Annotated in this window: 30 protein-coding genes and 1 tRNA gene; 24 read left to right on the forward strand and 7 right to left on the reverse strand. The window is 70.0% G+C overall.

Annotated features, from left to right (window positions below; all coding sequences use genetic code 11):
- Nucleotide 1: 1 nt before the first annotated feature.
- Genes AB663_RS15120 through AB663_RS15150 form a run of 7 tightly spaced genes read right to left on the reverse strand, consistent with a single transcriptional unit; the run spans nucleotide 2 to nucleotide 4259 of the window.
- Nucleotides 2-463 (reverse strand): pilus assembly protein TadG-related protein, encoded by a 462-nt coding sequence (locus tag AB663_RS15120; RefSeq protein WP_232304570.1) that lies wholly within the window; start codon nucleotides 461-463, stop codon nucleotides 2-4.
- 8 nt (nucleotides 464-471) lie between these two features.
- A complete protein-coding gene (locus AB663_RS15125; RefSeq protein ID WP_067201013.1) occupies nucleotides 472-903 on the reverse strand; it encodes a TadE family protein in 432 nt (143 codons plus the stop codon).
- Complete coding sequence (locus AB663_RS15130; RefSeq protein WP_067201017.1) at nucleotides 893-1294, reverse strand: TadE/TadG family type IV pilus assembly protein; 402 nt, start codon at nucleotides 1292-1294, stop codon at nucleotides 893-895. Before AB663_RS15130 ends, AB663_RS15125 begins: the two co-directional genes overlap by 11 nt.
- A 1-nt stretch (nucleotide 1295) precedes the next feature.
- The gene (locus AB663_RS15135) at nucleotides 1296-1487 is read right to left on the reverse strand and encodes a hypothetical protein (RefSeq protein ID WP_067201025.1); all 192 of its coding nucleotides are present in this window, start codon (nucleotides 1485-1487) and stop codon (nucleotides 1296-1298) included.
- A 20-nt stretch (nucleotides 1488-1507) separates the two neighbouring features.
- On the reverse strand, nucleotides 1508-2446 hold the full coding sequence (locus AB663_RS15140) for a type II secretion system F family protein (RefSeq protein WP_067201028.1): 939 nt from the start codon (nucleotides 2444-2446) through the stop codon (nucleotides 1508-1510).
- On the reverse strand, nucleotides 2443-3300 hold the full coding sequence (locus AB663_RS15145; protein ID WP_067201031.1) for a type II secretion system F family protein: 858 nt from the start codon (nucleotides 3298-3300) through the stop codon (nucleotides 2443-2445). Before AB663_RS15145 ends, AB663_RS15140 begins: the two co-directional genes overlap by 4 nt.
- Nucleotides 3297-4259, reverse strand: a complete 963-nt coding sequence (locus AB663_RS15150; RefSeq protein WP_083511271.1) for a CpaF family protein — start codon at nucleotides 4257-4259, stop codon at nucleotides 3297-3299. Before AB663_RS15150 ends, AB663_RS15145 begins: the two co-directional genes overlap by 4 nt.
- A 62-nt stretch (nucleotides 4260-4321) precedes the next feature.
- Between AB663_RS15150 and AB663_RS15155 the strand changes: the two genes are divergently transcribed.
- The 24 genes from AB663_RS15155 (at nucleotide 4322) to AB663_RS15275 (ending at nucleotide 22837) form a co-directional block, all read left to right on the forward strand.
- Entirely contained in the window at nucleotides 4322-5875 is a 1554-nt protein-coding gene (locus tag AB663_RS15155; RefSeq protein WP_067201036.1) for a recombinase family protein, read from the forward strand.
- 526 nt (nucleotides 5876-6401) lie between these two features.
- Entirely contained in the window at nucleotides 6402-6743 is a 342-nt protein-coding gene (locus AB663_RS15165) for a hypothetical protein (protein WP_067201041.1), read from the forward strand.
- A gap of 123 nt (nucleotides 6744-6866) precedes the next feature.
- Entirely contained in the window at nucleotides 6867-7121 is a 255-nt protein-coding gene (locus AB663_RS15170; protein ID WP_067201044.1) for a hypothetical protein, read from the forward strand.
- Entirely contained in the window at nucleotides 7118-7381 is a 264-nt protein-coding gene (locus AB663_RS15175) for a hypothetical protein (protein ID WP_067201047.1), read from the forward strand. The genes AB663_RS15170 and AB663_RS15175 overlap by 4 nt, the downstream gene beginning before the upstream one ends.
- Nucleotides 7382-7541: 160 nt before the next feature.
- A complete protein-coding gene (locus tag AB663_RS15180) occupies nucleotides 7542-7790 on the forward strand; it encodes a hypothetical protein (RefSeq protein ID WP_067201049.1) in 249 nt (82 codons plus the stop codon).
- A 144-nt stretch (nucleotides 7791-7934) separates the two neighbouring features.
- The gene (locus AB663_RS15185; RefSeq protein WP_067201052.1) at nucleotides 7935-8243 is read left to right on the forward strand and encodes a hypothetical protein; all 309 of its coding nucleotides are present in this window, start codon (nucleotides 7935-7937) and stop codon (nucleotides 8241-8243) included.
- On the forward strand, nucleotides 8240-8878 hold the full coding sequence (locus AB663_RS15190) for a metallophosphoesterase family protein (protein WP_067201056.1): 639 nt from the start codon (nucleotides 8240-8242) through the stop codon (nucleotides 8876-8878). The genes AB663_RS15185 and AB663_RS15190 overlap by 4 nt, the downstream gene beginning before the upstream one ends.
- Nucleotides 8879-9240: 362 nt before the next feature.
- Nucleotides 9241-9627 (forward strand): hypothetical protein, encoded by a 387-nt coding sequence (locus AB663_RS15195; protein WP_067201059.1) that lies wholly within the window; start codon nucleotides 9241-9243, stop codon nucleotides 9625-9627.
- Nucleotides 9624-9953, forward strand: coding sequence for a hypothetical protein (locus AB663_RS15200; RefSeq protein WP_067201065.1), 330 nt, complete (start codon nucleotides 9624-9626; stop codon nucleotides 9951-9953). Before AB663_RS15195 ends, AB663_RS15200 begins: the two co-directional genes overlap by 4 nt.
- A 100-nt stretch (nucleotides 9954-10053) precedes the next feature.
- A tRNA-Gln gene (locus AB663_RS15205) sits at nucleotides 10054-10127 on the forward strand.
- Between the two features lie 655 nt (nucleotides 10128-10782).
- On the forward strand, nucleotides 10783-11169 hold the full coding sequence (locus AB663_RS15210) for a P27 family phage terminase small subunit (protein ID WP_067201067.1): 387 nt from the start codon (nucleotides 10783-10785) through the stop codon (nucleotides 11167-11169).
- A gap of 24 nt (nucleotides 11170-11193) precedes the next feature.
- Nucleotides 11194-12885, forward strand: coding sequence for a hypothetical protein (locus AB663_RS15215; protein ID WP_067201070.1), 1692 nt, complete (start codon nucleotides 11194-11196; stop codon nucleotides 12883-12885).
- A gap of 74 nt (nucleotides 12886-12959) precedes the next feature.
- Entirely contained in the window at nucleotides 12960-14330 is a 1371-nt protein-coding gene (locus tag AB663_RS15220) for a phage portal protein (protein ID WP_067201073.1), read from the forward strand.
- Nucleotides 14331-14345: 15 nt separating this feature from the next.
- Nucleotides 14346-15896: a VG15 protein gene (locus AB663_RS17445; RefSeq protein WP_198147886.1), complete on the forward strand. Its 1551-nt coding sequence runs from the start codon at nucleotides 14346-14348 to the stop codon at nucleotides 15894-15896.
- Nucleotides 15897-16063: 167 nt separating this feature from the next.
- Complete coding sequence (locus AB663_RS15230) at nucleotides 16064-16588, forward strand: hypothetical protein (protein WP_067201075.1); 525 nt, start codon at nucleotides 16064-16066, stop codon at nucleotides 16586-16588.
- A gap of 33 nt (nucleotides 16589-16621) precedes the next feature.
- The gene (locus AB663_RS15235) at nucleotides 16622-17584 is read left to right on the forward strand and encodes a P22 phage major capsid protein family protein (protein WP_067201077.1); all 963 of its coding nucleotides are present in this window, start codon (nucleotides 16622-16624) and stop codon (nucleotides 17582-17584) included.
- A 74-nt stretch (nucleotides 17585-17658) separates the two neighbouring features.
- On the forward strand, nucleotides 17659-18138 hold the full coding sequence (locus AB663_RS15240; RefSeq protein WP_067201078.1) for a hypothetical protein: 480 nt from the start codon (nucleotides 17659-17661) through the stop codon (nucleotides 18136-18138).
- Nucleotides 18138-18494: a hypothetical protein gene (locus AB663_RS15245; RefSeq protein WP_067201080.1), complete on the forward strand. Its 357-nt coding sequence runs from the start codon at nucleotides 18138-18140 to the stop codon at nucleotides 18492-18494. Before AB663_RS15240 ends, AB663_RS15245 begins: the two co-directional genes overlap by 1 nt.
- A complete protein-coding gene (locus AB663_RS15250; protein WP_067201086.1) occupies nucleotides 18491-18778 on the forward strand; it encodes a hypothetical protein in 288 nt (95 codons plus the stop codon). Before AB663_RS15245 ends, AB663_RS15250 begins: the two co-directional genes overlap by 4 nt.
- Nucleotides 18775-19188 (forward strand): hypothetical protein, encoded by a 414-nt coding sequence (locus AB663_RS15255; RefSeq protein WP_067201089.1) that lies wholly within the window; start codon nucleotides 18775-18777, stop codon nucleotides 19186-19188. The genes AB663_RS15250 and AB663_RS15255 overlap by 4 nt, the downstream gene beginning before the upstream one ends.
- Before the next feature lie 6 nt (nucleotides 19189-19194).
- Nucleotides 19195-19758: a phage tail tube protein gene (locus tag AB663_RS15260; protein ID WP_067201096.1), complete on the forward strand. Its 564-nt coding sequence runs from the start codon at nucleotides 19195-19197 to the stop codon at nucleotides 19756-19758.
- Nucleotides 19759-19862: 104 nt separating this feature from the next.
- Nucleotides 19863-20141, forward strand: coding sequence for a hypothetical protein (locus AB663_RS17235; RefSeq protein ID WP_067201101.1), 279 nt, complete (start codon nucleotides 19863-19865; stop codon nucleotides 20139-20141).
- A gap of 119 nt (nucleotides 20142-20260) precedes the next feature.
- Nucleotides 20261-20479, forward strand: coding sequence for a hypothetical protein (locus tag AB663_RS17240; protein WP_067201106.1), 219 nt, complete (start codon nucleotides 20261-20263; stop codon nucleotides 20477-20479).
- Nucleotides 20480-20488: 9 nt separating this feature from the next.
- Nucleotides 20489-22837, forward strand: coding sequence for a phage tail protein (locus tag AB663_RS15275; RefSeq protein WP_067201122.1), 2349 nt, complete (start codon nucleotides 20489-20491; stop codon nucleotides 22835-22837).
- The last annotated feature ends 4 nt before the right edge of the window (nucleotides 22838-22841 follow it).

Genomic DNA, 22841 nt, shown 5'->3' on the forward strand with positions numbered 1-22841 from the left:
CTCAGCGCAGAGCCGTGCGGCTGGTTCCGGTCGCCTCCAGCGCCACTCCATCGGGAACGAACGGGGCGACGAGCGGCGGCCGCCACACCCCGCTGATCGTCACGCGCGCCGAGAGCCCGTCCGGCGTTCCGGCCGACACCAGCTGCGCCTCGGCGGGAAGCACCGGGAGCGCGGAGAGCAGGCCCGTCGCTTGCTCGAGCACGCCCTCGTCGGTGAGTTTCGCTCGAGGCTCCGCTCCGGCACCCGCGCCGGCCGAGAGGGTGAAGCCGTCTGCGCCCGCGAGCGCCGCCGAGTCGGCGAGCGCATCCAGGCGCTTCTGAGTGATGTAGAGGTCGGTGGCGCACACGCACACGAAGATGACGGCGAGAGCGAGCAGCGCGTACCCGAGCGTGAGCAGCAGAACGCTGCCCTCCTCCTCGAGAGCGCGGTCGGGTCGAGCGCGGTTGCGCGACCTGCACGGCACGGTTCGCATCATCGCCCCCACGAGCGCGACATCTTCTGCACGGCGGCCGCCTCGATCGACACGGCGGTCAGATCGTCGAGACCCAGGACCGACGGCATGAGCGGCAGCGACACCGCGGTGACGACGGCGACGGTGACGGTGGCACCCGCTCGAGGACACGGGCCGCCGCGCGGGGCGCAGGTGACCGAGACCTCGACGGCGTCCGCGTCGAGGCCGTACTCCTCGACGACCGCTGTGAGGACCTCGTCCCCGCGCTCGACGGCATCGGCGGAGTCGGCTGATTGCGAGATCGCACGCGCCACATGCCGTGCCGCAGCCTCCACGCCGAGCGTCTGCTCCTGGATGACCCCGAGCGCCGCGATCAGGTACACGAGCGGTACGAGCAGGATCAGCCCGACCGTGATGAACTCCAGCGCCGCCGAGCCGTCGTCATTCCTCACCGAACGACTCCCTCGGGGCGTGCGCGTGAACCTCGAGTGCGTGCGGGACGCCGAGGAGGCCGATGACGGGAAGCGTGGTGCGGACACGGATCTCCACCACCTCGCGATCCGGTGCGCCGGACGTCGCCACGACGACCTCGCCTGTGTACTCGGACCCGACAGCCCGGGTGATGGCCTGCTTGCAGCGCTCGACACCCTCGTGGAGCGTCGTGTCCGCGCGGGCGGCGTAGTACGCGCCCTCGACGGCGGCGTCATGGACCACGTTTCGCACGTACACCGCGAGAGCGAGCTGGAGCACCGCGAGGGTGAGGAGAGTGAGCATCGTGCCGACCAGCACGAACTCGATGGGGCTGGAGCCACGATCGTCGACCGGAACCCGGCGCGGGTGCACGTCAGAGTCCGGACACCCGCTGGATCGCCTGCTGGAACAAGTCGCTCAGCGCCGGACCGGCGACCGCCCAGATCAGCACCACCAGCCCGGCGGTCATCAACGTGACGAGCACCCAGCCGGGGACGTCGCCGCGCTCGTCTTCCAGGAGTGCGGTCGGATCGACGGCGTCGCGGAAAGTGGGGCGTTCGTTCATGGTCGTCCTTTCATGGGTGGTCATCCGATGCCGAGGCGCAGGATGAAGAGGCCGGGGTAGATGGCGAAGAGCACGCTCATCGGCAGGATCAGGAACACCAGCGGCAGCAGCATCAGGATCTCCTTGCGTCCCGCCTGCTCGATGAGCGCACGCTTGGCGTCGTCGCGCGCGTCGCCGGCCTGCGCCTGCAGCACGGCGGCGAGCGGTGCGCCGTGCTCGAGCGCCGCGATCACCTGGTCGACGGCCCGGGAGAGCCCTGGCAGCTGAAGCCGCCCCGCCATCTCCCCCAGCGCGTCGGCCAGCGGCGATCCCGTTCCCACGGCGACGACGACGTGGCGCAGTTCTGCGGTCAGCTCGCCCGAACCGATCGCCGCCACGCGGCGCAGCGCGTCGAGGAAGCCCTCGCCCGCAGACAGACACAGGGCGAGGAACTCCAAGGTCGTCGGGAGTTCATCGGACAGCCGGGTGCGCCGCGCCTTCGCCCTGGCGGTGAGCTGCGCGTCGTATGTGACCGCGGCCGTGGCGCCGCCGATCAACGGCAGCAGCGTCACCGGCGCGCTGAGCCGACCGGCGAGCGCGAACACGATCAGCAGCACCGCTCCCGCCGCGACGCCCGCGATGGTCCATGCGAGCTGGCGACCGCGGAACGCGGTCGGTTCGACCTCGAGGCCTGCCTGCGAAAGCCGAAGCCGCAGCGACTCTCCGCCACCCAGCATCCGATCGAACAGGTCGAGGATCCGTCTCCACGCCGACCTCCGCGCGGCCGGCAGCACGCCCACTCTCGGAAGCGACAGGCGAGGGAGGTCGTCGTCCGCGACGACGTCGCGCACGTACGGGCCGATCCTGGTGGTCAACGATGCGGCGCGCCATCGCGGCAGGGCGGCGAGCACCCCCAGCAAGCCTGCGGCGAGCGCACCGCCGAGAAGCACGGAGACGGCGGCCGCCGATGCCCCGGTCACCCGAACCACCGCCGCGGCTCGGGAAGGCGTCCGATGCGGAGCATGATGCGATACGCCGCCACCGACACCGCGGCGCCGACGGCGATGACGACGACGCCCTCTGGCGTACCGTAGGCGGCTGCACCTTCGGGACGCATCACGAGCAGCCCCAGGATCACCCACGGGGCGATCGCGCCGAGCACGGCTGCGCCGCGGATCCAGGACTGACGGGCCTCGACCTCTCCGCGGAGCGCGGCATCCGCGCGCACCGACGCCGACAGCGCGCGCAGCACTGCGGTGAGCTCGGTCCCTCCGACCTGGCGAGCCATGCGCAGAGTCTCGATCATCCGGTCGGCGATGGGGTCGGCGAGCGCTTGCTTCAGCCGGTCGAGGCTCGACTCGAAACGTCCGGTCGCACGCAGGTCGCGAGCGAACACGACGAACGCGGGGCGCAGCATCACGGGCGTCGAGTCGGCGAGACCCGCCACCGCATCCGGCAGAGACAGGCCGACGCGGATGGACGCGATCAAGAGGTCGCACACGTCGGGCCAGAGCTGTCGGCGCACACGACGAAGGCGCAGCCGCCTGGCTCGGAGGAAGACCACGGGCGAGGCAGCGCCGGCAGCGCCGGCCAACAGCGCCAACACGGGCAGCCCCGTGAGAAGCCATGCGGCGGATGCTCCGATCAGGGCGAGTGCCACGATGGCCGACACGACGACTCGCGGCTCCAGCGTGCCGAACCCGGCCTCGCCCATGAGCCTGACGAGCCGACCGTGCCGTTGCCGCTGCTCGACGTGCTCTCGCCGCGGCCAGAGCCACGGCGCCGAGCACAGGAGCACACCGGCGGCGAGCATTGCACCCAACAGCACGGTCACGCGCCAACCTCCATCCGTCGCAGCTCGCTCCTCGTCGCGGGCGCCGAAGCCGGCGTCGCGCCGAGCCGGTAGATCGACCGCGTGACGATGCGGCCGTCGAGCACCTCGCCGGTCGGTGCGATCACTTCGTGCACCCGTCGGGCGCCGCTCGCGTCGCGCTCGCAATGCACGACGAGATCGACGGCGGATGCGAGCGCCGGCGCGACGAACGCCCTGTCGATGTTGCGTCCGGCGAGGAGCGGCAGCAGCGCCAGCTTCTCGAGAGCCTCCTGAGCCGAGTTGGCGTGCACGGTCGCGGCTGCCGGTACCCCCGTGTTGAGGGCGAGCACGAGGTCGAGCGCCTCGGCGTCTCGCACCTCACCGACGACGAGCCGATCCGGACGCATGCGCAGCGCTTCCTTCACGAGCCGACGCAGGGTGATCTCGCCTCCGCCTTCGAGACTCGGCTGGCGCCCTTGCAGCGACACGACATCCGGGCCCTCGACGGCCAGTTCGAACGTCTCCTCGACCGTGATGATGCGCTGGGTGTCGGCGCATGATGCGAGGAGAGCGCCCAGCATCGTGGTCTTGCCGGCATGCGTCGCACCGGACACGATCACACTCTGCCCTTGTCTCATGGCCCCCGCGAGCAGAGCCGCCACGTCCGCCGGCATCGACCCCTGCGCCGTCAGGGCCTCCAGCGAGCGGAACCTCGGCAGGAACTTGCGGATGTTGACCGCCCATCCCCCGCGTACGACATCCGCGATCGCCACATGCAGACGGGAGCCGTCGGGCAGCGAGGCGTCGACGAAGGGCTGGCTGATGTCGACGCGCCGCCCCGTCGTCTGCAGCATCCGCTCGACGAGGTCGCGGAGCATGGCATCGGTGATGGTGAGGTCGATCCGTTCGGCGACTCCCCGGCGTGCGACGTGGATCTGCTCCGGACCGTTCAGCCACAGCTCCTCGGCGACTAGGTCCAAGTACCGGGCAGGGAGACCGCCCCAGGCGCTCTCCTCGGCGTCCGTTCCCTGAAAGGCCCAGCATGACCAAGACCGTCGACCTCTACCTCCGGCTCTCCATCGACAAGGAGGGCAAGGACTCCCTAGAGCGCCAGGAGGCCGACCTCCGCGAGTGGGCCGAGCGCGAGGGGCTCACCGTCCGCAAGGTCTGGAAAGACCCGGGCAAGTCCGGATACAAGCGCGGCGTCAAGCGCCCCGACTTCGACGCGGCCGTCGCCGCCGTCAAGGCGGGCGAGGTCTCCACGCTCGCCGTCTGGAAGCTGGACCGCCTGAGCCGACAGGGAGCGGGCCAGGTCGGGACCGTCCTCGACGACGTCGACGCCGTCGGCGGCCGTCTCTACTTCCTCAAGGACTCCCTCGACTCCTCAGTCCCCGGCCACCGAATGGTTATCGTCATGGTCTCCGAGCAGGCCCGCGCCGAGTCCGCGAACACCTCGCTCCGCGTCCGCGCCAAGAAGGAGGTTCAGCGCCGAGAGGGCAAGTACCTCGGCGGCTCCCGCCCGTTCGGTTACATCGTCGACGATGACCGGAAGCTCCGCCAGCACCCCCGGGAGGCCGCGCTCGTCCGCGAGGCATACGAGCGCCTCCTCAACGGCGAGACAATGCTCCAGGTGTGCCGTGACTGGAATGACCGCGGCATCCCGACCCGGCGCAAGGGCTCGCACTGGCGCTCGTCGTCGATGTCCGTCTTCCTCCGCTCCCCCTGCCTCGCCGGGCTCGTCCCTGACCACCGCGAACAGCGCGAGAGCGGCTACCAGGGAGCCGATATCCACCCCTGGCGCGACCCGGCGACCGGCGAGACCGTCTCGCTCATGGCAGAGGGCGAGGAGCCTATCGTGACCGAAGGCGAGCGCATGGCCCTCCTCCAGGTGCTCGACTCCCGGCTCCGGCGATACGGCCGCGGGCTCCGCGCGGTCAGGCAACCGGAGTCCCTTCTCGGCGGCGGCATGGTCATCTGCGCGGCGTGCGGCCGGACGTGCAACTCCTTCGGCAACGCCTACCGGTGCCGCAAGCGCGACTACACGGGCGACCCCTGCCCCCGCCCGCTGAGCGTCACCCTGGAGACGCTGGAGGACGCCGTCAAGCGCGAGTGGGCCTTCCACCTGGCGAAGCTGGAGCCCGGCGACGAGCTCCTCGACCGAGTCGCCGAGCGCTGGCTCGCCCGTAACGATCCCGCGCCGATCCGAGAGCGAGAGGAGCTCACAGAGCGCCTCCGCACGCTGGAGGCGAAGCTCGACGCCGCTGACCACGACCACTACGTGCGAGGCTCGCTCTCTGCCGAGCGTCACGCCCGCATCGCCGACGCCCTGGCCGAGCAGATGGCGCGAGTCAAGGCCGAGCTCAAGGCTCTCCCCGAGCCGGAGGCCGACCTCGGCGCGCTCCTGGACCCGGAGCTCTCGCTCCCCGCGATCATGTCCGCCCCGGTGCTGGAGGCGCGAGCCCTCCTTCGGCTCGCCATCGACAAGGTCATCGTCTCGGCGGCCCCGTACCCCGGCGCGCGCTTCCACGCTCACCAGCGAATGCGTATCGTCTGGGCTGGCGAGCCGATGCCGGAGACGGTCTCCGATGCCGCGTGAGGCGTGGCGGCGAGGTCGCTATATGCGCTCGTCGGCATGGACCACCACGGCTTCGCCCTCGTCGTCGTCTCCGCGGGCATGGACGCCGGAGCGGAGGCTCTAGGGTGGATGCCGAAGCCAGAGGAGACCTCCCCAGAGGTGACGAAGTGACGGAAAAATCGTCACTTCCTATTCCGCCTTCGAGCGCGCTCTCTCTCGTAGCGGGAATAGAAAGTGACGGAAATACCGTCACTTCGTCACCTCTGGGTAAGCGCCATCCTCAAGGCGCTCTCCTACCTGCTAACTCATCTGAAAGGAGCCCTCATGACAGGCATGTCCGCCCCCACCGCCTCCGCTCTCATCGAGCAGGCGCGAGAGCACCCCTATGCGTCCCCCGTCCGCCATGGGTTGCTCCTCGAAGCCATCGCACTCGCGCTGACCGACCAGACCAGCAGTCGCAAGCCCGCGTCCAGGAAGCCCCCCACCTCGACCCCGAGGACGAAGGCAACCTCCGACTCCCTCCCCCGAACCAAGAAGGCCCCCAGTCATGCCTAACGCCCTCGTCGAAGACGCTGGCCGTGACCACGTCTACGACCTTCGACACAGCACCTTCGGCGACGCCGAAATTGGCCCCTCCGCTCCGATCCTGGGGCCAATCCTGCAACGGCTCGACCGAGCCATCGCGGACCTCCTGGAGTACAACCTCGACGTCTCGGGAGGCGTCGACGGCATCACGGACACCTTCGTCCACATCGGCCGCAGGCTCCTCGCCTTCCCGGGCGGCCCCCTCTGGCGCGATCCGACCGCCCCCGTGACGGGCCCGATCCCGCTGAACCTCGCGGAGGTAGTGGAGACCTACGGCGACGCCCGGCGTGAACTCAGCACCTAGCCCCTCGCCGCCAAACTCCTCCCTCGCTTCTGGGGCCCTGGAGCTACTCCGGGGCCCCATTTGCGATCCCGAGTCACGTAAACCGGCTTGCGTGGGCCGATCTACGCGGCTACCATGGAGGCCATGAGCAACACCGTCCGCTACACCAAGGCCCAGCGCCTCGCCCTCGCCATCAAGCGCGACGCCGAGCTCGTCGCCGAGCGGGCCACGATGACCGACGAGACCATCGCCGAGCTCGTCGGCGCGGAGGTCGGCCAGGACGTCGTCATGGCGACCGGCCGCGTTTACACCTGGCCCGACTTCGTCGCGGCGTACCGCGCGGGCGACACGATGAACGCTCACCGCCAGATCATCGCCAAGGAAGGAGCCCTCCGATGACAACCCCCTCTCCGGCCCTCATCCCCGCTCGCCCCCGGCGCACGGCCGCCGACGTGGTCGCCGAGCTCGCCCAGGTCCGCGAGGCCATGGATGCCGCCTACAAGACCAAAGGCCTCGCCGCGAAGAAGCTGGCCCACGCCGTCAACGTTCTCCGCACCTCCCGCGAGAGCTTCAACGCCGCGAGCGATGCCCTCCACTCCGCGGAGCGCCGCTTCTTCGCCCTGGAGGCGGAGCTCTCCGCCATGACGCAGGAGGCGTGAGCCGCATGACCCTCCGCTCCATCCCTGTCGATATCCGACCGCCCCGCGAGGATGACGACCGCCTCGTCGAGCCGCCCCCGGCATCCTCGACCCCCGACCCTCTGCCCGCCATCATCGCGTGGCCTCAGCACCGCCGAGTCATCGAAAGGCCCATCGCCGCATGACCGCCCTCTTCATCACCGCCATCGCCGTCTACGTCCTCGGCCTCGTCATCGTGCTCTGCTTCTCGCTCGTGACGCTCAGCCTCGCTCGCGGCTTCACCGACGAGCGATCCAAGAGCGAGAGCCGCACGGCCGCCCGCTGGCTCCTCGGCGCTCCCGTCTGGCCCGCCCTGGCCGTCCGGGCTCTCCTGGCGCGCATCATCGAGGCCCGGGCCCTCCTGGACGACCCGGACTTTACTCTCCGATGACCGCCGCCCTCCTCGCCCTGGCCTTCGCCCTCGGCGACTTCGGCGTCGCCCGAGGACTCCGACGCACTCCCGCCCCGGACGACCGCCCATCCCTACCCTCGTCATCCACACCGACCCCCTCGGCGACCGAAAGGAGCCCCAGCCATGAGCCTCGCCGCCACCGTCGAACCCGCCGTCCAGACACACGACACCTTCCTCCCCGGCCTCGGCTGGGCCTCCGAGAACGGGGCCGACGACGCCTTCCGCGAGGCCTGGCACAAGGCTAACGCCGAGGGCCGCTCCGGCGAGCGTGTCACCGAAGGCCTCCGGGCCGCCACGGCTCCCGTCCGCTCCCTCCTGGCGCGCATCCGCGCCGAGGTGGACGAGGTGCTCGTCGATCCCATGCCCGACCGTACCGAGCTCGACTTCGCCCGCGACCTCGACGTCGTCCTCCGGAAGGCGGGCATCCTGTGAGCCGCCGCCAACCCCGCACCTTCTACACCTCCGACCTGCACTTCCGTCACCGTCGCGTGGCCGAGCTCCGAGGCTTCGGCGAGGACGTCGAGCGCCACGACCGTACCATCGCCGAGGCCTGGAATGAGATCGTCGAGCCGGAGGACACGGTCTATGTCCTCGGCGACGTCGCCGTCTCCGACGTCTCCCGGGCCCTCGCGATCCTCAAGGCCCTCCCCGGCAAGAAGCACCTCGTCTCGGGCAACCATGACCCGGTCCACCCGATGCACCGCCGTACCTTCGCCCGTTGGATGCCGCGCTTCCTGGAGGTCTTCGACACGGTCTCCCCCTTCCTCCGGCGTCGCATCGGCGGCCATCAGGTGCTCCTCTCGCACTTCCCCTACGCCGAGTACGGCGAAGGCCCGCACCGAGGAGGAGCCGAGGCCTCGCGTCACGACCAGTACCGGCTCCCCGACATGGGCCTCCCGATCCTCCACGGGCACACTCACCAGCCCGAGCGCTACCACGTCGACGTCGGCCAACTCGGGAGCCCGAGACCGCCCTCCATCGGCATCCACGTCGGCGTCGACGCCTGGGGCCTCGCCCCGGTTCCGCAGGAGGACATCGTCGCCAAGCTCGACGAGTGGGCCGCATGACCGCCCGCCGATACAGCGACGACGCCCTCGACCTCGCCGGGCTCCTCGGCTTCCTGGCCGTCGTCGTCCTCGCGATCCTCGCCACTCCGCTCCTCCCGTGACCAAGGCCCCCGTACCGACCACCTCGGCGCGGGGGCCTTCGGCATATCCGCGGAAGATGCCGTCCTCGGGCATCCCACGTATACCGAGGCCGAGCCCGCCGTCAAGGAGGCCATGCTCCAGGTCACCGCCGAGCGGATGGTCGCCCTTCACGCCGCCTAACCCGCCACGCCCCCGGCTCACCCCGGGGGCTTTCTCGTGGGCAGGCCCGGCGTCCCCGGCGCTCTCCTCTTCGTCCGACTCACCGACGAAAGGAAGAGCCCTTGCTCAACCTCAACTACCTCACCGTCGACGGCCTCGGCGGGGCCGCGCTCCTCGTCGAGGACTCGCTCAGCGGCACGGGCGGCGTATCCATCCGCGTCACCTCCGCTCCCGGCAAGTCCGGCCGCGGCGCGATACACCTCGACCCCAAGGCCATCCGTAAGCTCGTCGACCGCCTGGAGCCCCACGCCGCCCCGAAGCGCACCTCCCGCGACGACTTCGACGACCTGCCCGTCGGAGCGGCGTTCCGGATCAACGGCGACCATGACACCCGCGTCAAGGTCTCCCGCGACCACTACATCGTCGTCGACGGTCACGCGGGCGAGGCCGCCCAGCATCACGCCGGGGCGATCTTCCCGGAGTTCGAGCTCACGAGGGTCTCCCTGTGACCGCCCTCCTCGACCCGAAGGAGGCCCCGGAGCCTGGCGCGTTCGCCTCGGCCGAGGTGGACAAGCTCCTCCTCTCCTGGCGACAGATGCCCTTCTACGCCGACCTCGGCGCGAGCCCCGATGAGGCCGCCGCCCTCATCGCGGCGTCTATCGTCGACGACATCCGCCTCTCGGGCCACGACCTCCGAGCGGGCATCACCGCCGTCGGCAAGCGTCTCACTGAGCTCGCGGGCGTCCTGGGCCGGGCTCCGCTCACCGAGGACGACATCGCCGCCGCCATGGACGCGATCCCCGCCCCTGCCCAGGAGCCCTCCCGCCCCGTGTAAACGTGGGCACCCAGGCGCTATCTATAGGTGTACCCCAGTACGCCAATACCCCCGTCGGCCGGGCGCGCACCTACAGAACCGCGGCCCGGCACGGGGGCTTTTCCTCGTCGTCTAATGGCAGGACGCCGGGCTCTGGACGCGGAGGCCGAGGTTCGACCCCTTGCGAGGAAGCCACGCCACCGGGCCCACGCGACGCGATATCGCGGCGATCACCCGGCCCCCTGTTCTCACCTACCCCCCACCCCCTCGCCGGTTTCTGGAGCCCCGCTCCCGGCGAGCCGCCCCTGCCCAGCCCCACCTCCCCCGGGCCCTGGGCAGGGGCTTTGTCGTACCCGCGAACCGAGGAGGTGCTCATGCCGTGGGACACCAGCAACCGGAAGGCTGAACTCCCCCACGACTGGCAGGCCCGGCGCATCCGCGTTCTTCGCCGAGACTCGTACCGATGCCAAGCCCGCGACTCTCAGGGCCGCGTGTGTGGGGCCTGGGCCAATCAGGTCGACCACATCGAGCGCGGAAACAATCACGACGAGGACAACCTCCAAGCATTGTGTCGATGGCACCACGCCCGGAAGAGCTCGGCCGAGGGCAACGCGGCGAAGAAGCCTCGTCCCCGTCGCGAGCGCGAGCCCGAACGACACCCGGCGTTCCGCTGACTCGACTTCATTTCAACCTGGCGGGGGAGCTCGCCTAGCCCGGGGCGGCATAGCGTCTGCCAACGAGTGCGCATCGGCCTCTGTTTTCAGAGCACACTCTCGGCCGCCCTCCAGCATCGCCCCCGCCCCGATTCTTCCCCCGAAACCCCTGATCGACAGCCGAAAGGAGGCCTTCCGTGTCCACCACGTTCCGCGCTCGCTCGACATGGTCCGCCTCCGCCAAGCGCACCTTTCGCGAGGTCGCCGACGCCCACCCCGAGCTCGAAAAGTCGACCCTAAGCGCCCTCTACGGCGCGTGCGACCTAATCTCCGAGGCCGACGCCATGCAGAAGGTCATCGACGCCGAAGGCCGCATGGTCACGGGCTCGATGGGCCAGCCCGTCGCCCACCCGCTCATCGCCGAAGTCCGCCAGTACCGCAAGGCCGCCCTCGACGCCCTCAAGGCGCTCGGCCTCGGCGGCCGGTCGACGACCTCCGCCGCCGCCTCGGCGCTGGCAAACAAGCGCTGGAGCTCGCGACCGCCGGGCAACGTCACCCCGATCCGCGCCGCCGCCCCCTTCTAAGCCCCCGCGAGAGGAGGCTCTCCAGTGGACGCCTCCGCGCTCCTCCCCCCGTTCCCGTCCGACCGTCCGACCCTCGGCTACGCCGTGTGCGGCTGGATCGAGTCGACCCTCTACCGCCCCGACGGCGTCGACGAGCTCATCGTCCTCACCGCCGAACAGCGCAACTTCATTCACCACTTCTACGCCGTCGAACCCGCGACGCGAGACAGCTTCGGCAACGTCACCTCCTGGCGCTTCTCCTGCCGTCGCGGCGTGCTCCGGCGCGCGAAGGGCTGGGGCAAGTCGCCCTTCCTCGGGGCCATCGCTCTCGCGGAGCTCTGCGGGCCCGTCGTCCCCGTCGGCGTCGACGAGTACGGCTGGCCCGAGGCCGCGCCCCACCCGATGCCCTGGGTTGTCATCGCTGGCGTCTCCGAGACGCAGACGAAGAACACGACGGACGCCATCCGCGCGATGGCCTCCTCTCCGGCGCTCCTCGACGGCTACGGCCTCGACGTCGGCATGACGCGCATTCTCACGCCCTCGGGCGGCAAGCTCGTCTCCGTCACGGCCTCCGCCGCGACCGCCGAGGGCGGCCGGTACACCTTCGCGATCCTCGACGAGACGCACCACTGGACCAAGGGCAACCGAGGCCACGACCTCGCCGACGTCATCCGCCGCAACCTGGGCAAGGTCGACGGCCGGAGCATCGAGACGACCAACGCGCACGAGCCCGGCATGGGCTCCGTCGCCGAGAAGTCATACCTCGCGTACCTCTCCATCCTGGAGGGTCGCGCTGACGCCGACGGCATCCTCTACGACTCCCGCCAGGCTCCCGACGACATCGACCTCGCCGACCGCGCCGCCGTCCGAGACGGCCTCAAGCTCGCCTACGGCGACTCGCACTGGGTCAACCTCGACCGCATCATCCGCGAGTTCTACGACCCCGACCTCCCGCCCGAGCAGGCCCGGCGCTTCTACCTCAACCAGATCGTCGCCGCCGCCGATAGCTGGGTCGCTCCCTCGGAGTGGCACGGCAACCGGCGCGACGACATCGCGCCGCTCAAGCTCGGCGAGGGCTCCCGCGAGCCCTGGCGCAACGGCGACGCCGTCGCCCTCGGCTTCGACGGCTCCCTCACCGACGACTCCACGGCGCTCGTGGCCGTCCGCATCGACGACGGGGCCCCGTTCCTCCTCGCCATCTGGGAGCGCCCAGAGGGCCCCGCTGGCGTCGGCTGGAGCGTCCCCAAGGAGGACGTCCGCGACGCGGTCGACTTCGCCTTCGCCCACCTCGACGTCGTCGCGTTCTTCTCCGACGTCGCCTACTGGGAGACCGACACCGACGCCTGGCGCGACGAGTACCGCGAGCGGCTCCTCGTCAAGGCGACCACGCGGCACGCGATCCAGTGGGACATGCGCGGCCACCAGATGGATACCACGCGCGCTATTGAGGCGCTTCACCGCTCCATCACGGACCACGAGCTCCCCTGGCGAGCTCACGAGCTCATCGCCGGAAGCTCGCGCGGCCTGAACGCCGCCGAGATTCTCACCCGCCACGTCCTGAACGCCCGACGCCGCCCCAACCGCTGGGGAGTGAGCTTCGGCAAGGAGACGCGCGAGTCCCCCAAGAAGGTCGACGCCCTGGCGGCGCTCGTGCTGGCGCGCATGGCGCGGTCCCGCGTCCTCGCCGAGGGCGTCACGCGCCGCCGCTCGGCACCCGGCCGCCTCTTCGGCTTCTAGCCCCCGTCTTCCCCGGCCCCGGCCCTCCCCGCGAGGTGACCGGGGCCGCCTCATTTCCCGACCCGAGGAGCCCAATGGCAATCACTCCCAAGCTCGCCGAGGAGCTCGACTCGAAGCTCGAAGTGGACCTCTCCCGCGACGGTCGCCTCGGGCTCCCGAAGCGCTACCTCGAAGGCGACCACGACGACCCCTACATGCCGAAGGGAGCCAAGGCCGAGTTCAAGCACCTCGCCAAGCGGTCGAAGACCAATTGGCTCCCGCTCGTCCCGGCCGAGTTCGTCCAGGGCCTCGCCGTCGACGGCTACCGCACCGCGCGCGCCGACGACAATGAGGCCGCCTGGCGCTACTGGCAGGACAACGGCCTCGACGCCCGGCAGACGATCGCTCACCGCGGCGCGCTGGAGTACGGCACAAGCTACGTGCTCGTCCTCCCCGGCAAGGACAAGGCCCGCCCGGTCATCAAGCCCCTCTCCCCGCTCCGCTCGGCGGCGTGGTACGAGGACGACGACGACGAGTTCCCCTTCCGCGCCATCCGGCGCATCGGCCGCACCGCCGACGGCAAGGGCCGCATCCTGGAGGTCTACGAGGGCGACGAGGTCGCGACGTTTACACGCACCGAGCGCGCCGAGTACGAGCTCACGAAGACCGCGGCGCACGGCCTCCAGCTTCCGCCCTTCGTCCGCTTCCGCGACCGGCTCGACGGCGCGGCCCAAGGCCTCGTCGTCCCCTTCAAGGGTCACCAGGACCGCATCAACGAGGCCGTCTTCAACATCCAGATCGGGATGCAGTACGCCTCGTTCCGCCAGCGCTGGGCCACCGGCCTCGCCATCCCCGTCGACGACGACCCCGACTCCCCTACCTACGGCAAGCCCCTCGAAGACTTCGAGGCGGCCGTCAACCGGCTCTGGGTCTCTGACTCCCACGAGGCCCGCTTCGGCGACTTCGCCCAGACACAGCTTGCGGACCACCACCAGGAGTACAAGCTCGCGGTCTCGTCCCTCGCCGCCGCGGCCCAGATCGACGCGGACCTCTTCGCCGGGAACATGACGAACGTGACGGGCGAGGCGCTCTACGCCCGCCGCCACAAGACCAACCGCAAGCTCGCCGAGTACCAACTCCTCTTCGGCGAAGCATGGGAGTCCGTCTTCCGACTGGCCGCCCGCGCCGCTGGCGCTGACGAGCCCTCCCCCGAGGCAGAGGTCCGCTGGCGCGACACGACCGGCGAAGTCATGACGGCCAAGGTCGAAGCGCTCGCGAAGCTCGCCACCGAGCTCGGCGTCCCGCAGGAGGCCCTCTGGGAGGACGTCCCCGGCGTCACCGACTCGAAGCTCCAGCGCTGGCGCGAGCTCGCGACGGTCGACCCGCTGGACGCCCTCACCCAGGAAATCGCCCGGCAGACGGCTCCGACGCCCCCGTCACCCGCCGCTCCCGACGCCACCCAGTAGCCCGAGGAGGGCCGCATGGAACCCGACTACGACGCGCTAGCCAAGGCGCACATGCGGTCTCAGGTCACGCACGCCGCGACCGTCCAGGCGGCCCTCTCTCGGCTCTGGGAAGAGACCATCGACCCCAGTGACCTCGGGCGCTCGTTCCTCGACTTCCGCAGTAAGGCAGTCACTTACATCAACGCCGGGCGCACGATATCCAACCGCACCGCCGACACCTACCTCGCCGCGATCAAGGACGCCGCGGGCCTCTCCGCCCCCGTCCTCGGCAACGCCGAGACGCGCCTCCCGACCGGCCGCATCGAGAGCTCTCTCACCGCGGCCACCGGCAAGGCGCTCGCAAGGGCGGAAGCACTCCAGCGACGCGGGCTAGACCCCTCCGCCGCCCTCGCGGTCGCCCTCTCCAACATGCTCGGCTCCGCGAAGCGCCAGATCATCAACGCCTCGCGCTCCCGAGTCATCGACTCCACCCGGCGCGACCCGCAACTCGACCGCTGGGCCCGCGTGAGCGATGGAGCGCCCTGTCGCTTCTGCGCCATGCTCGTCTCCCGCGGCCCGGTCTACTCCGCGCTGAGCGTTCACTTCGCCGCGCACGACCGTTGCGGATGCAACGCCCGCCCCGTCACCCCCGACGACCCGACCGGAGGATGGAGCCCCGAGGCGATCCGCTACCGCGACGCCTGGGAGGCGGACCAGCGCGCCAGAATGCGCCTCTGGTACGAGTCCCGGGGCGAGGAGGTGCCGGAGCGCTACCGGCCCCGCCCCGGCGAGGAGTCCTTCGTTACCATTACCGACAGACGAAAGACCGACCATGCCACAGCCCCCGATCACCGAAGCCGACAGACTGGCGTTTCTGCGACGCCAGGCTCCCGAGGCGACGCCGGAGGAGCTCGCGGCGCTTCGAGCGACGGACTGGCCGGACGAGGAGATAGACGCGGCGATACTGACCGGTTGGTAGTCGGCGGCGCGGACGTCACCCCGATCCGCACCGTCCCGAAGCCTCCGCGCCTCAGCGACCTCGAAGTCAACGGCGTCCCTACGGTCGACCTCATCGAGCTCGACCCGGCGACCTCGGCCGATGCCTTCCGCCGCGCGCTCGCGAGCGCCAAGGAGAGCGTCGGCAAGCACGGCTCCTCCGTCACGCTCTACGACGACTACCGCGACATGCGGCTCTTCGTCACGCCTGACGGCCTCTCCGGCTTCGCCCTCACGGCCGACGGCGACATCATCAGCGTCTTCTCCCACGCCGACCAGCCCGTCCGCGGCGTCGCGCGCTCCCTCCTGGCCTACGCCGTCTCGCAGGGAGGCAACCGTCTCGACGCCTTCGAGACCTACCTCCCGAAGGTCTACGCCCGCGAGGGCTTCCGCCCCGTCGCGCGCCTGGCGTTCGACGACGAGTACGCGCCCGACGGCTGGGACTACGACGCATACGCCCAGTGGAACAACGGCCGCCCCGACGTCATCTTCTTCGTCTACGACCCCGAGCGCATCGGATCGACCTACGACCCGAGCGAGGCCGTCCGCGTAGCCACCTACGAAGAAGGCCAAGCCCGACAGACGCTCTAGCTTCCCCTCTCCCCAGGCCGCCAGCCCCGCGCTGACGGCCTTTCTCATGCCCCGGGTACCTCCGGAGGCCCCCACATGAATCGAGCCGCGTAAACAGCCCTACGCGGCTTCCCTGTCCCGCACCCGAGCAAGGCGAGGGTGCCCAACGTCCAAGGAGACGCCCACCAATGTCCGACACCGCCCCGAAGAACGACGCCCAGACGCCCGCCGACGAGTCCAAGGAGACCTCCTCGACGCCGCCGTGGGGCGACGACTTCGACCCCGCCCGCGCCTGGGAGACGATCACCAAGCTCCGCAACGTCGAGCGCGACCTCAAGGCCAAGGTCGCGAAGTTCGAGCAGGAGGAGCAGGAGCGAGCCGACGCCGAAAAGAGCGAGCTCGACAAGGCCATCGCCCGGGCCGAGCGTGCCGAGCAGGCGGCGCTCGCCGCGAAGCGCGATGCCGCCCTCGCCAAGGCGAACCTCCCCGAGGAGCTCCACGCCTTCGTCACGGCAACCGATGACGACGGCATCGCCGACCAGATCGCCAAGCTGACCGCCGCTCTCGGCGCGTCGGACAAGGGCGGCAAGGAGGAGACCCCCTCCCAGGAGGAGCAGAAGCCCTCCGGCCGCCCCCAGGCCGCGCTCACCCCCGGTCACGGGGGCGAAGAGGCACCTTTCGACGCCGACGCCATCGTCGCCGCCGTCCTCTAACCCTTCCCGTCCCACCGAAAGGCACCCTCCACCATGGCTCACACCTTCGACTACGACGCGCCCCAGGTCGCCGTCGTCTCCGCCAAGCTCGTCGAGCAGGACTCGTTCCTGTCTGCGCTCGTCTCGCGCAACTACCAGGACGAGTTCATGGCTCCGGGCTCGGCGAACCGCCCGGTCAAGATCAAGTACCCCACCACGCTCTTCGCGCGTGAGCGGGACATCGCCGACGTGACCACGAGCATCCAGCTCGACGAGATCGTCGAGCAGAGCACGACCATCAACCTCGACAAGAAGATGGTCTACTCCGCCGTCCCGCTGAGCGAGGCGGACCTCAACCTCAACATCACCGACCTGACCAAGCAGGTGATTCGCCCCCAGGCCGCGGCCATCGCCGACGACATCGAGCATCGAGTCGCCTCGAAGCTCCTGAGCGTCCCGGCCCCGACCGACTTCACGGCCGTCTACGACCCGGCGAACCCGGTTCCGTACTTCACGGCGCTCCGCCAGCACCTCCGCAAGCAGGGCGTCCCGGCCGCGGGCATCCAGCTTGTCGTCGGCGTCGGCATCTACGCCGACCTCCTGGACGCCAAGGCGATCACCGACGCGAGCGAGTCCGGCTCGACGGCCGCTCTCCGCGACGCTCAGGTCGGCAAGGTGCGCGGCTTCACCGTCGTCGAGTCGACCCGCGTGGGCGACAACGAGGTGCTGGCGTTCCACAAGGACGCCGTCACGCTCGTCACCCGCGCTCCCGCGGTCCCGAGCGGCGCTTCGTTCGGCGCTTCGGTCTCGGAGGGAGGCTACAGCATTCGCTACCTCCGCGACTACGACGCGGACAAGACGGTCGACCGCTCGATCCTGGCAACCTTCGCGGGCGTCGCGATCCTGCCGACGTTCAAGGTCGAGCGCGACCGCGAGACCCGTAAGGCCACGGTCAAGCCCATCGAGAACGGCGGCGTGGTTCACATCGCCGACGTGACCGCTCCGGCTGGCGCGTAACCCCGATCCGAGGGGGCCTCTCTTAGCGAGGGGCCCCCTCTTCGCGTCCGCGCCCGCCTGACCGAAGGAGCCCCATGCCCGGCACACTCCCGCCCACCGTCGACGAGCTCGCGCGGCGCATCGGCCTCGACCGCATCGACCTCACCGAGGAAGGCGTCCCCGAGCGCCTCGCCGATGCACTCGAAGACGCCACGACGCTCGCCCTCGCCGAGGTCTCCCCCAAGCTCGCCGAGCGCTGGCGTGTAAACGCGCCCGACGTCGTCCGGCTCGTCATCCTCACCGCCGCCCGTCGGGGCTTCGAGAACCCGCGCGGCATCCAGCAGGAGACCTATGGCGAGCACACCGTCGGCCTTACCGACACCTCCGGCGTCTTCCTGACCGCCCGCGAGGCCGCCCAGATCGCGCGCGCCGTCTCCGGCCGTGCTGGCGGCTACGTCGGCTCCATCCGCACGCCCTCCGCCTACGGCAACCCCGCGGCCGTCCCAACGGCCTACGTCCCCGTCTCAGACGGCTCGACAGATGTCCCGTTCCTGTCCCTCCCGGAGGTGCTCTAGTGCTCACCACCGTCCCACCTCGGCGCGAGCGGCTCTACACCCGGGCCGCCCGTCCCGCCCTGGACTCCTATGGCGAGCCATCGGAGCGCCTGGAGTGGGACACCGAGCGCAAGCCGCTCCACCGAGCCCGCCTGGAGCGCGGCCCGTCCATCGTCCGCGACCTGGAGGGCATGACCCTCGCCGAGGACGAGGGGCTCCTCCTCGTGTCCCGGCGCTGGGAGCCCGACCCGGCAACCACCCGCGTCGAGACCGACGGCGAAGTCTGGACGATCACGTCCCTACCCACCGTCCGCCAGTCCCTCGCCTCCGGCGTCCATACGGTCGCGAAGCTCAAGCGCCAGAAGGTGACGCCGTGAGCTCGAAGGTCCGCATCAACTCCGCGGGCATCCGAGCCGTCCTCAACTCCGGCAAGGTCCGCTCAGCGGTCAACGCCCGTGCTCAGGCCATGGCCTCGGCCATCGGCTCGCCCATGGCCCACGACGGCCCCGTCGACGTCGTCGTCGACTCCTATACCTCCGACCGTCCCGTCGCGGGCGTCACCCTCGCGCACGCCGCGGGCATCGGCCTCGAAGCCAAGTACGGCTACCTCACCGAGGCCGCCGCGTCGGCGGGCCTGGAGCTCGGAAGGAAGGGCAAGTGACCGACCCCATCATCTTCGACGACGTCCAGCTTGCGACGCGGGACATTCTCCGGGACGCCCTCCAGCAATACGGCATCGACGCGACCGTCTCGACCCGTCCCCCGTCCCACGATCCCGCCGTCCCGCACAAGCTCCACATTCGCGTCCGAGCCGGGACAGCCCTACGGGACACCCGCGTCTCAGCGAACGCGAACGTCCGCATCACCGTCTACGGCCGCGACGAGGGCGACTCCATGCGCGTCGCCTCCATCGTCGAGGCCCTCCTCCTGTCCGAGGTCACCAGCGCCACCGTGCGCGGCTTCGGTCCCGTCACTGGGCCAGTGCCCGGGACGGACTCCGACACGGGCGTCCCCATCGCCCTCGTCACTGTCCAAGCGCGGCTCCGTCCGCGCCACCTCCGAAAGGACTAACCCACCATGGCAGGTAACGCCGCGAACACTAACCAGTGGGCCGGAGCCGACGTATTCATCGCCCCTGTCGGCACGGAAGGCCCCACCGACCTCGTCTCCACCTGGCCGACCGGATGGCAGCCCGTCGGGCTCCTCGACGGCGAAGAGGGCTTCACCGAGGAGCGAGAGGACGAGACCTCCGAGAAGTACGCCTGGGGCGGCATCCTCGTCCGGCGCTCCAAGAGCCAGCACAAGCGCACGATCCGCTTCGTCGCCCTGGAGGACAACGCCGTCACCTTCGGCCTCCTCAACCCCGGCTCGGAGCGAACCTCGCTCAACGGCGTCCGCCGCTCCACCATCAAGGTTCCAACCGCGGGCGCACGCTTCGCCATCGGCTTCGAGACCCGCGACGGCGACCGCGTCAAGCGGCGCATCGTCGATACGGCTGAGGTCGACGAGGTCGCCGAAATCAAGGAGTCGGAGACCGAGCCGACCATCTACGACATCAAGGTCATCGTGTTCCCCGACGCCGAAGGCGTCCTCTACACGGACATCGAGACCGACCCGGAGTACACGCCTCCGGCTGGCTAATCCGGTCCACCTCTCAAGGGGAGGAGCTCGCGCGGGGCTCCTCCCCTTCACCTTCCTACCCGCGCACCTAGACCACCTCCCCATCCGCGCTAAGGAGTCCCAACATGGCCGCACGTAAGACCGCCACCAACCCGACCGCCGCCGAGGCTCTCGCCCAGCCCATCCCCTTCACCTTCGAGGGTCAGAAGTACTCCGTTCTCCCCTCCTCGGAGTGGAGCCTCGACGCTCTCGAAGCCTTCGAGGAGGGCCGCGTCCTGACGCTCCTCCGCGAGGTGCTCGACGGCGATGGCTACGCCACCTTCCGCAAGACCCACAACCGCGTCGCCGACCTCAACGAGTTCGTCGTCGCCATGCAGAAGGCCATCGGTATCGCGGGAAACTGACCGAGCTCGCCGCGACCCTTCGCCGCTACCGCGACGCCGTAGAAGCTGACCTCCTCCGCTTCTACGGCGTCGACCTCGGCGACCTATGGCGCGGCGAGCTCTCGCTCCGGCGTCTTTCAGTGCTCCTCCGCCACCTCCCGCCCGAGGCGGCGCTCATGCGCCAGGGCCTCCCCTCCTCCGCGACCGGCTGGGGCGTCGCCGAGTTCCTACTCGCCGACCTCTTCCACGCCTTCACCGGTAAGGCCCATCCGCGCCGACCGGAGGCTCAGACGCGCTCTGAGCGCTACCGCGCGCTCCGCTCGCGACTGGAGGCCCAGCGGGCTCGACTCAACCCCTAGGAGCCGCCCATGGCCGAGAACGTCGGCTACGCCACACTCAACGTCATCCCGAGCGCCAAGGGCTTCGGCAAGGCCCTCTCCGGCGAGGTCGACCCGGCGCTCGACGCCTCCGGCCGCTCCGGAGGCTCCAAGCTCGGCAACGCCCTCAAGGCCGCCGCGGCCCCGCTCTTCGCTCTCGCGGGGACCGTCGCCATGGGGGCCTTCGTCAAGAACGCCATCGCCCAGGCCGGTGCTCTTGAGCAGTCGGTGGGAGCTATCAATACGGTCTTCAAGGGCTCGGCGTCCCAGATGCACGCCTGGGCCCAGAACGCCGCCGTATCGACCGGCCTGGCCCGCAACGAGTACAACGAGCTCGCCGTCCTCATCGGCTCCCAGCTCAAGAACGCCGGTATGGCGATGGACGAGCTCGGGCCGAAGACCAACGAGCTCATCACGCTCGGCGCTGACATGGCCTCGATGTTCGGCGGCACGAGCCGCGAGGCCGTCGAGGCGCTCTCGTCCGCCCTCAAGGGCGAGCGCGACCCCATCGAGCGCTACGGCGTCTCGCTCACTCAGGCCGCCATCGACGCGAAGGCGGCCGAACTCGGCTTCGAGAAGGTCGGCGGCACGCTCTCCCAGCAGGCGAACGCCGCCGCGACCCTCGCGCTCATCATGGAGCAGACGGCCGACGCTCACGGCAACTTCGCCCGCGAGGCGACCACCTACGAGGGCGTCATGTCGCGCCTCAAGGCGTCGTGGCAGAACGTGTCCACCACCATCGGCCAGGCGTTCCTCCCGTTCGCCACCGCCGCGGGCTCGATCCTCCTGTCGATGATGCCCACCGTCCAGGGCCTCGCCGACAACTTCGCCGTCTTCGGCGCTCGGATGCAAACCGCCTTCCAGGAGGCAGGCGGCGGGCTCGCGGGCGTCGGGGCGATGTTCAAGACGATCTTCTCGGACATCGCCGCATGGTTCACCGGAGGCGGGCTAACCGAGCTCATCACCGGCTACCAGCAGATGCAGATGGGGCTACTCAACGCCATCACGGCGGCGCTCCCCACCATCGGCGCGACGATCACGGCGATGCTCCCGACCATCCTGGCGGGAGTCACCAACCTAGTCACCCAGGCCGCAACGGTCTTCCTGCCGCAACTCCTGGCCCAGGTCACGACGATCATCACGACGCTCGTGACGCTCCTCCCCGGGCTCATCCAGACGCTCACGACGGCGCTCCTCACGGCGCTCCCCGTGCTCCTCCAGGCGGGCATCGAGCTCTTCATGGCGCTCGTGCAGGGTCTCCTTACGATCCTGCCGACGCTTGTGACGACGCTCCTGGGCGTGCTCACGCAGATCGCGACCACCCTCGTCGCCGCTCTGCCGCAACTCGTCCAGGCGGGCATCGAGTTCTTCATGGCGCTCGTCGAGGCCATCCTCACGGTCCTGCCGCAAATCCTGGACACCCTCCTCGGGACGGTCCTGCCCAACGTCCTCACGACGATCCTGGGGATGCTCCCGCAACTTCTCGACGCGGGAGTCCAGGCATTCATCGCCCTCGTTCAGGCCGTCCTCAAGGTGCTCCCGGAGATTCTCCGGACGCTCCTGACGGTAGTGCTCCCCCGCGTGCTCGACACCATCATCGACATGCTCCCGGAGCTCCTGGAGGCGGGCATCGAGCTCTTCTTCGCGCTCGTCGAAGCCATCCTGACGATCCTGCCCGAGCTCATCGTGACGCTCCTGACTCAGGTGCTCCCAACGCTCGTGACCACGCTGATTCAGATGCTCCCGCGTCTCATCAGCGCGGCCATCCAGCTATTCGGCGGTCTCGTCGCGGGTCTCGTCAAGAACATCCCCGAGCTCGTCAACACCATCATCACGCAGGTCATCCCGCAGGCCATTAGCGCCGTCATCAGCGCCGTCCCGAAGCTCCTGAGCGCCGGTAAGGATCTCATCCGAGGCCTCATCGACGGCATCGTCTCGATGGGCGCGGCGGTCGGCAAGACGCTCCTCAACATCGTCAAGGGAGCCGTCGACGGCTTCCTCGGCTTCCTCGGCATTCACTCCCCGTCGCGCCTGTTCCGCGGCTACGGCGTGAACGTCGGCGAGGGCCTCGCGCTCGGCTTCCGAGACATGGAGGGGGACGTCGCCAAGGCCGCGCTTGGCCTCGCATCGTCGGCATCCGACGCCGTCGACGGCATGGCCCTCCACATGGGCACCGACCTCTCCGGCTCCGTCCCGGACGGCGGCCTCGTCGGCGCGGTCTCGCGCGGCTCGGCACCGAGCACCTCGACGCACCTGGAGTACCACCAGCACGGCGGCCAGGGGCTCACGGCAGAGCAGGAGCTCGTCAAGGCGGCCCGCCGCCTCAAGCACATCCCCTAGGAGA

The sequence above is a fragment of the Microbacterium sp. XT11 genome (assembly GCF_001513675.1).
Classification (GTDB): Bacteria; Actinomycetota; Actinomycetes; order Actinomycetales; family Microbacteriaceae; genus Microbacterium.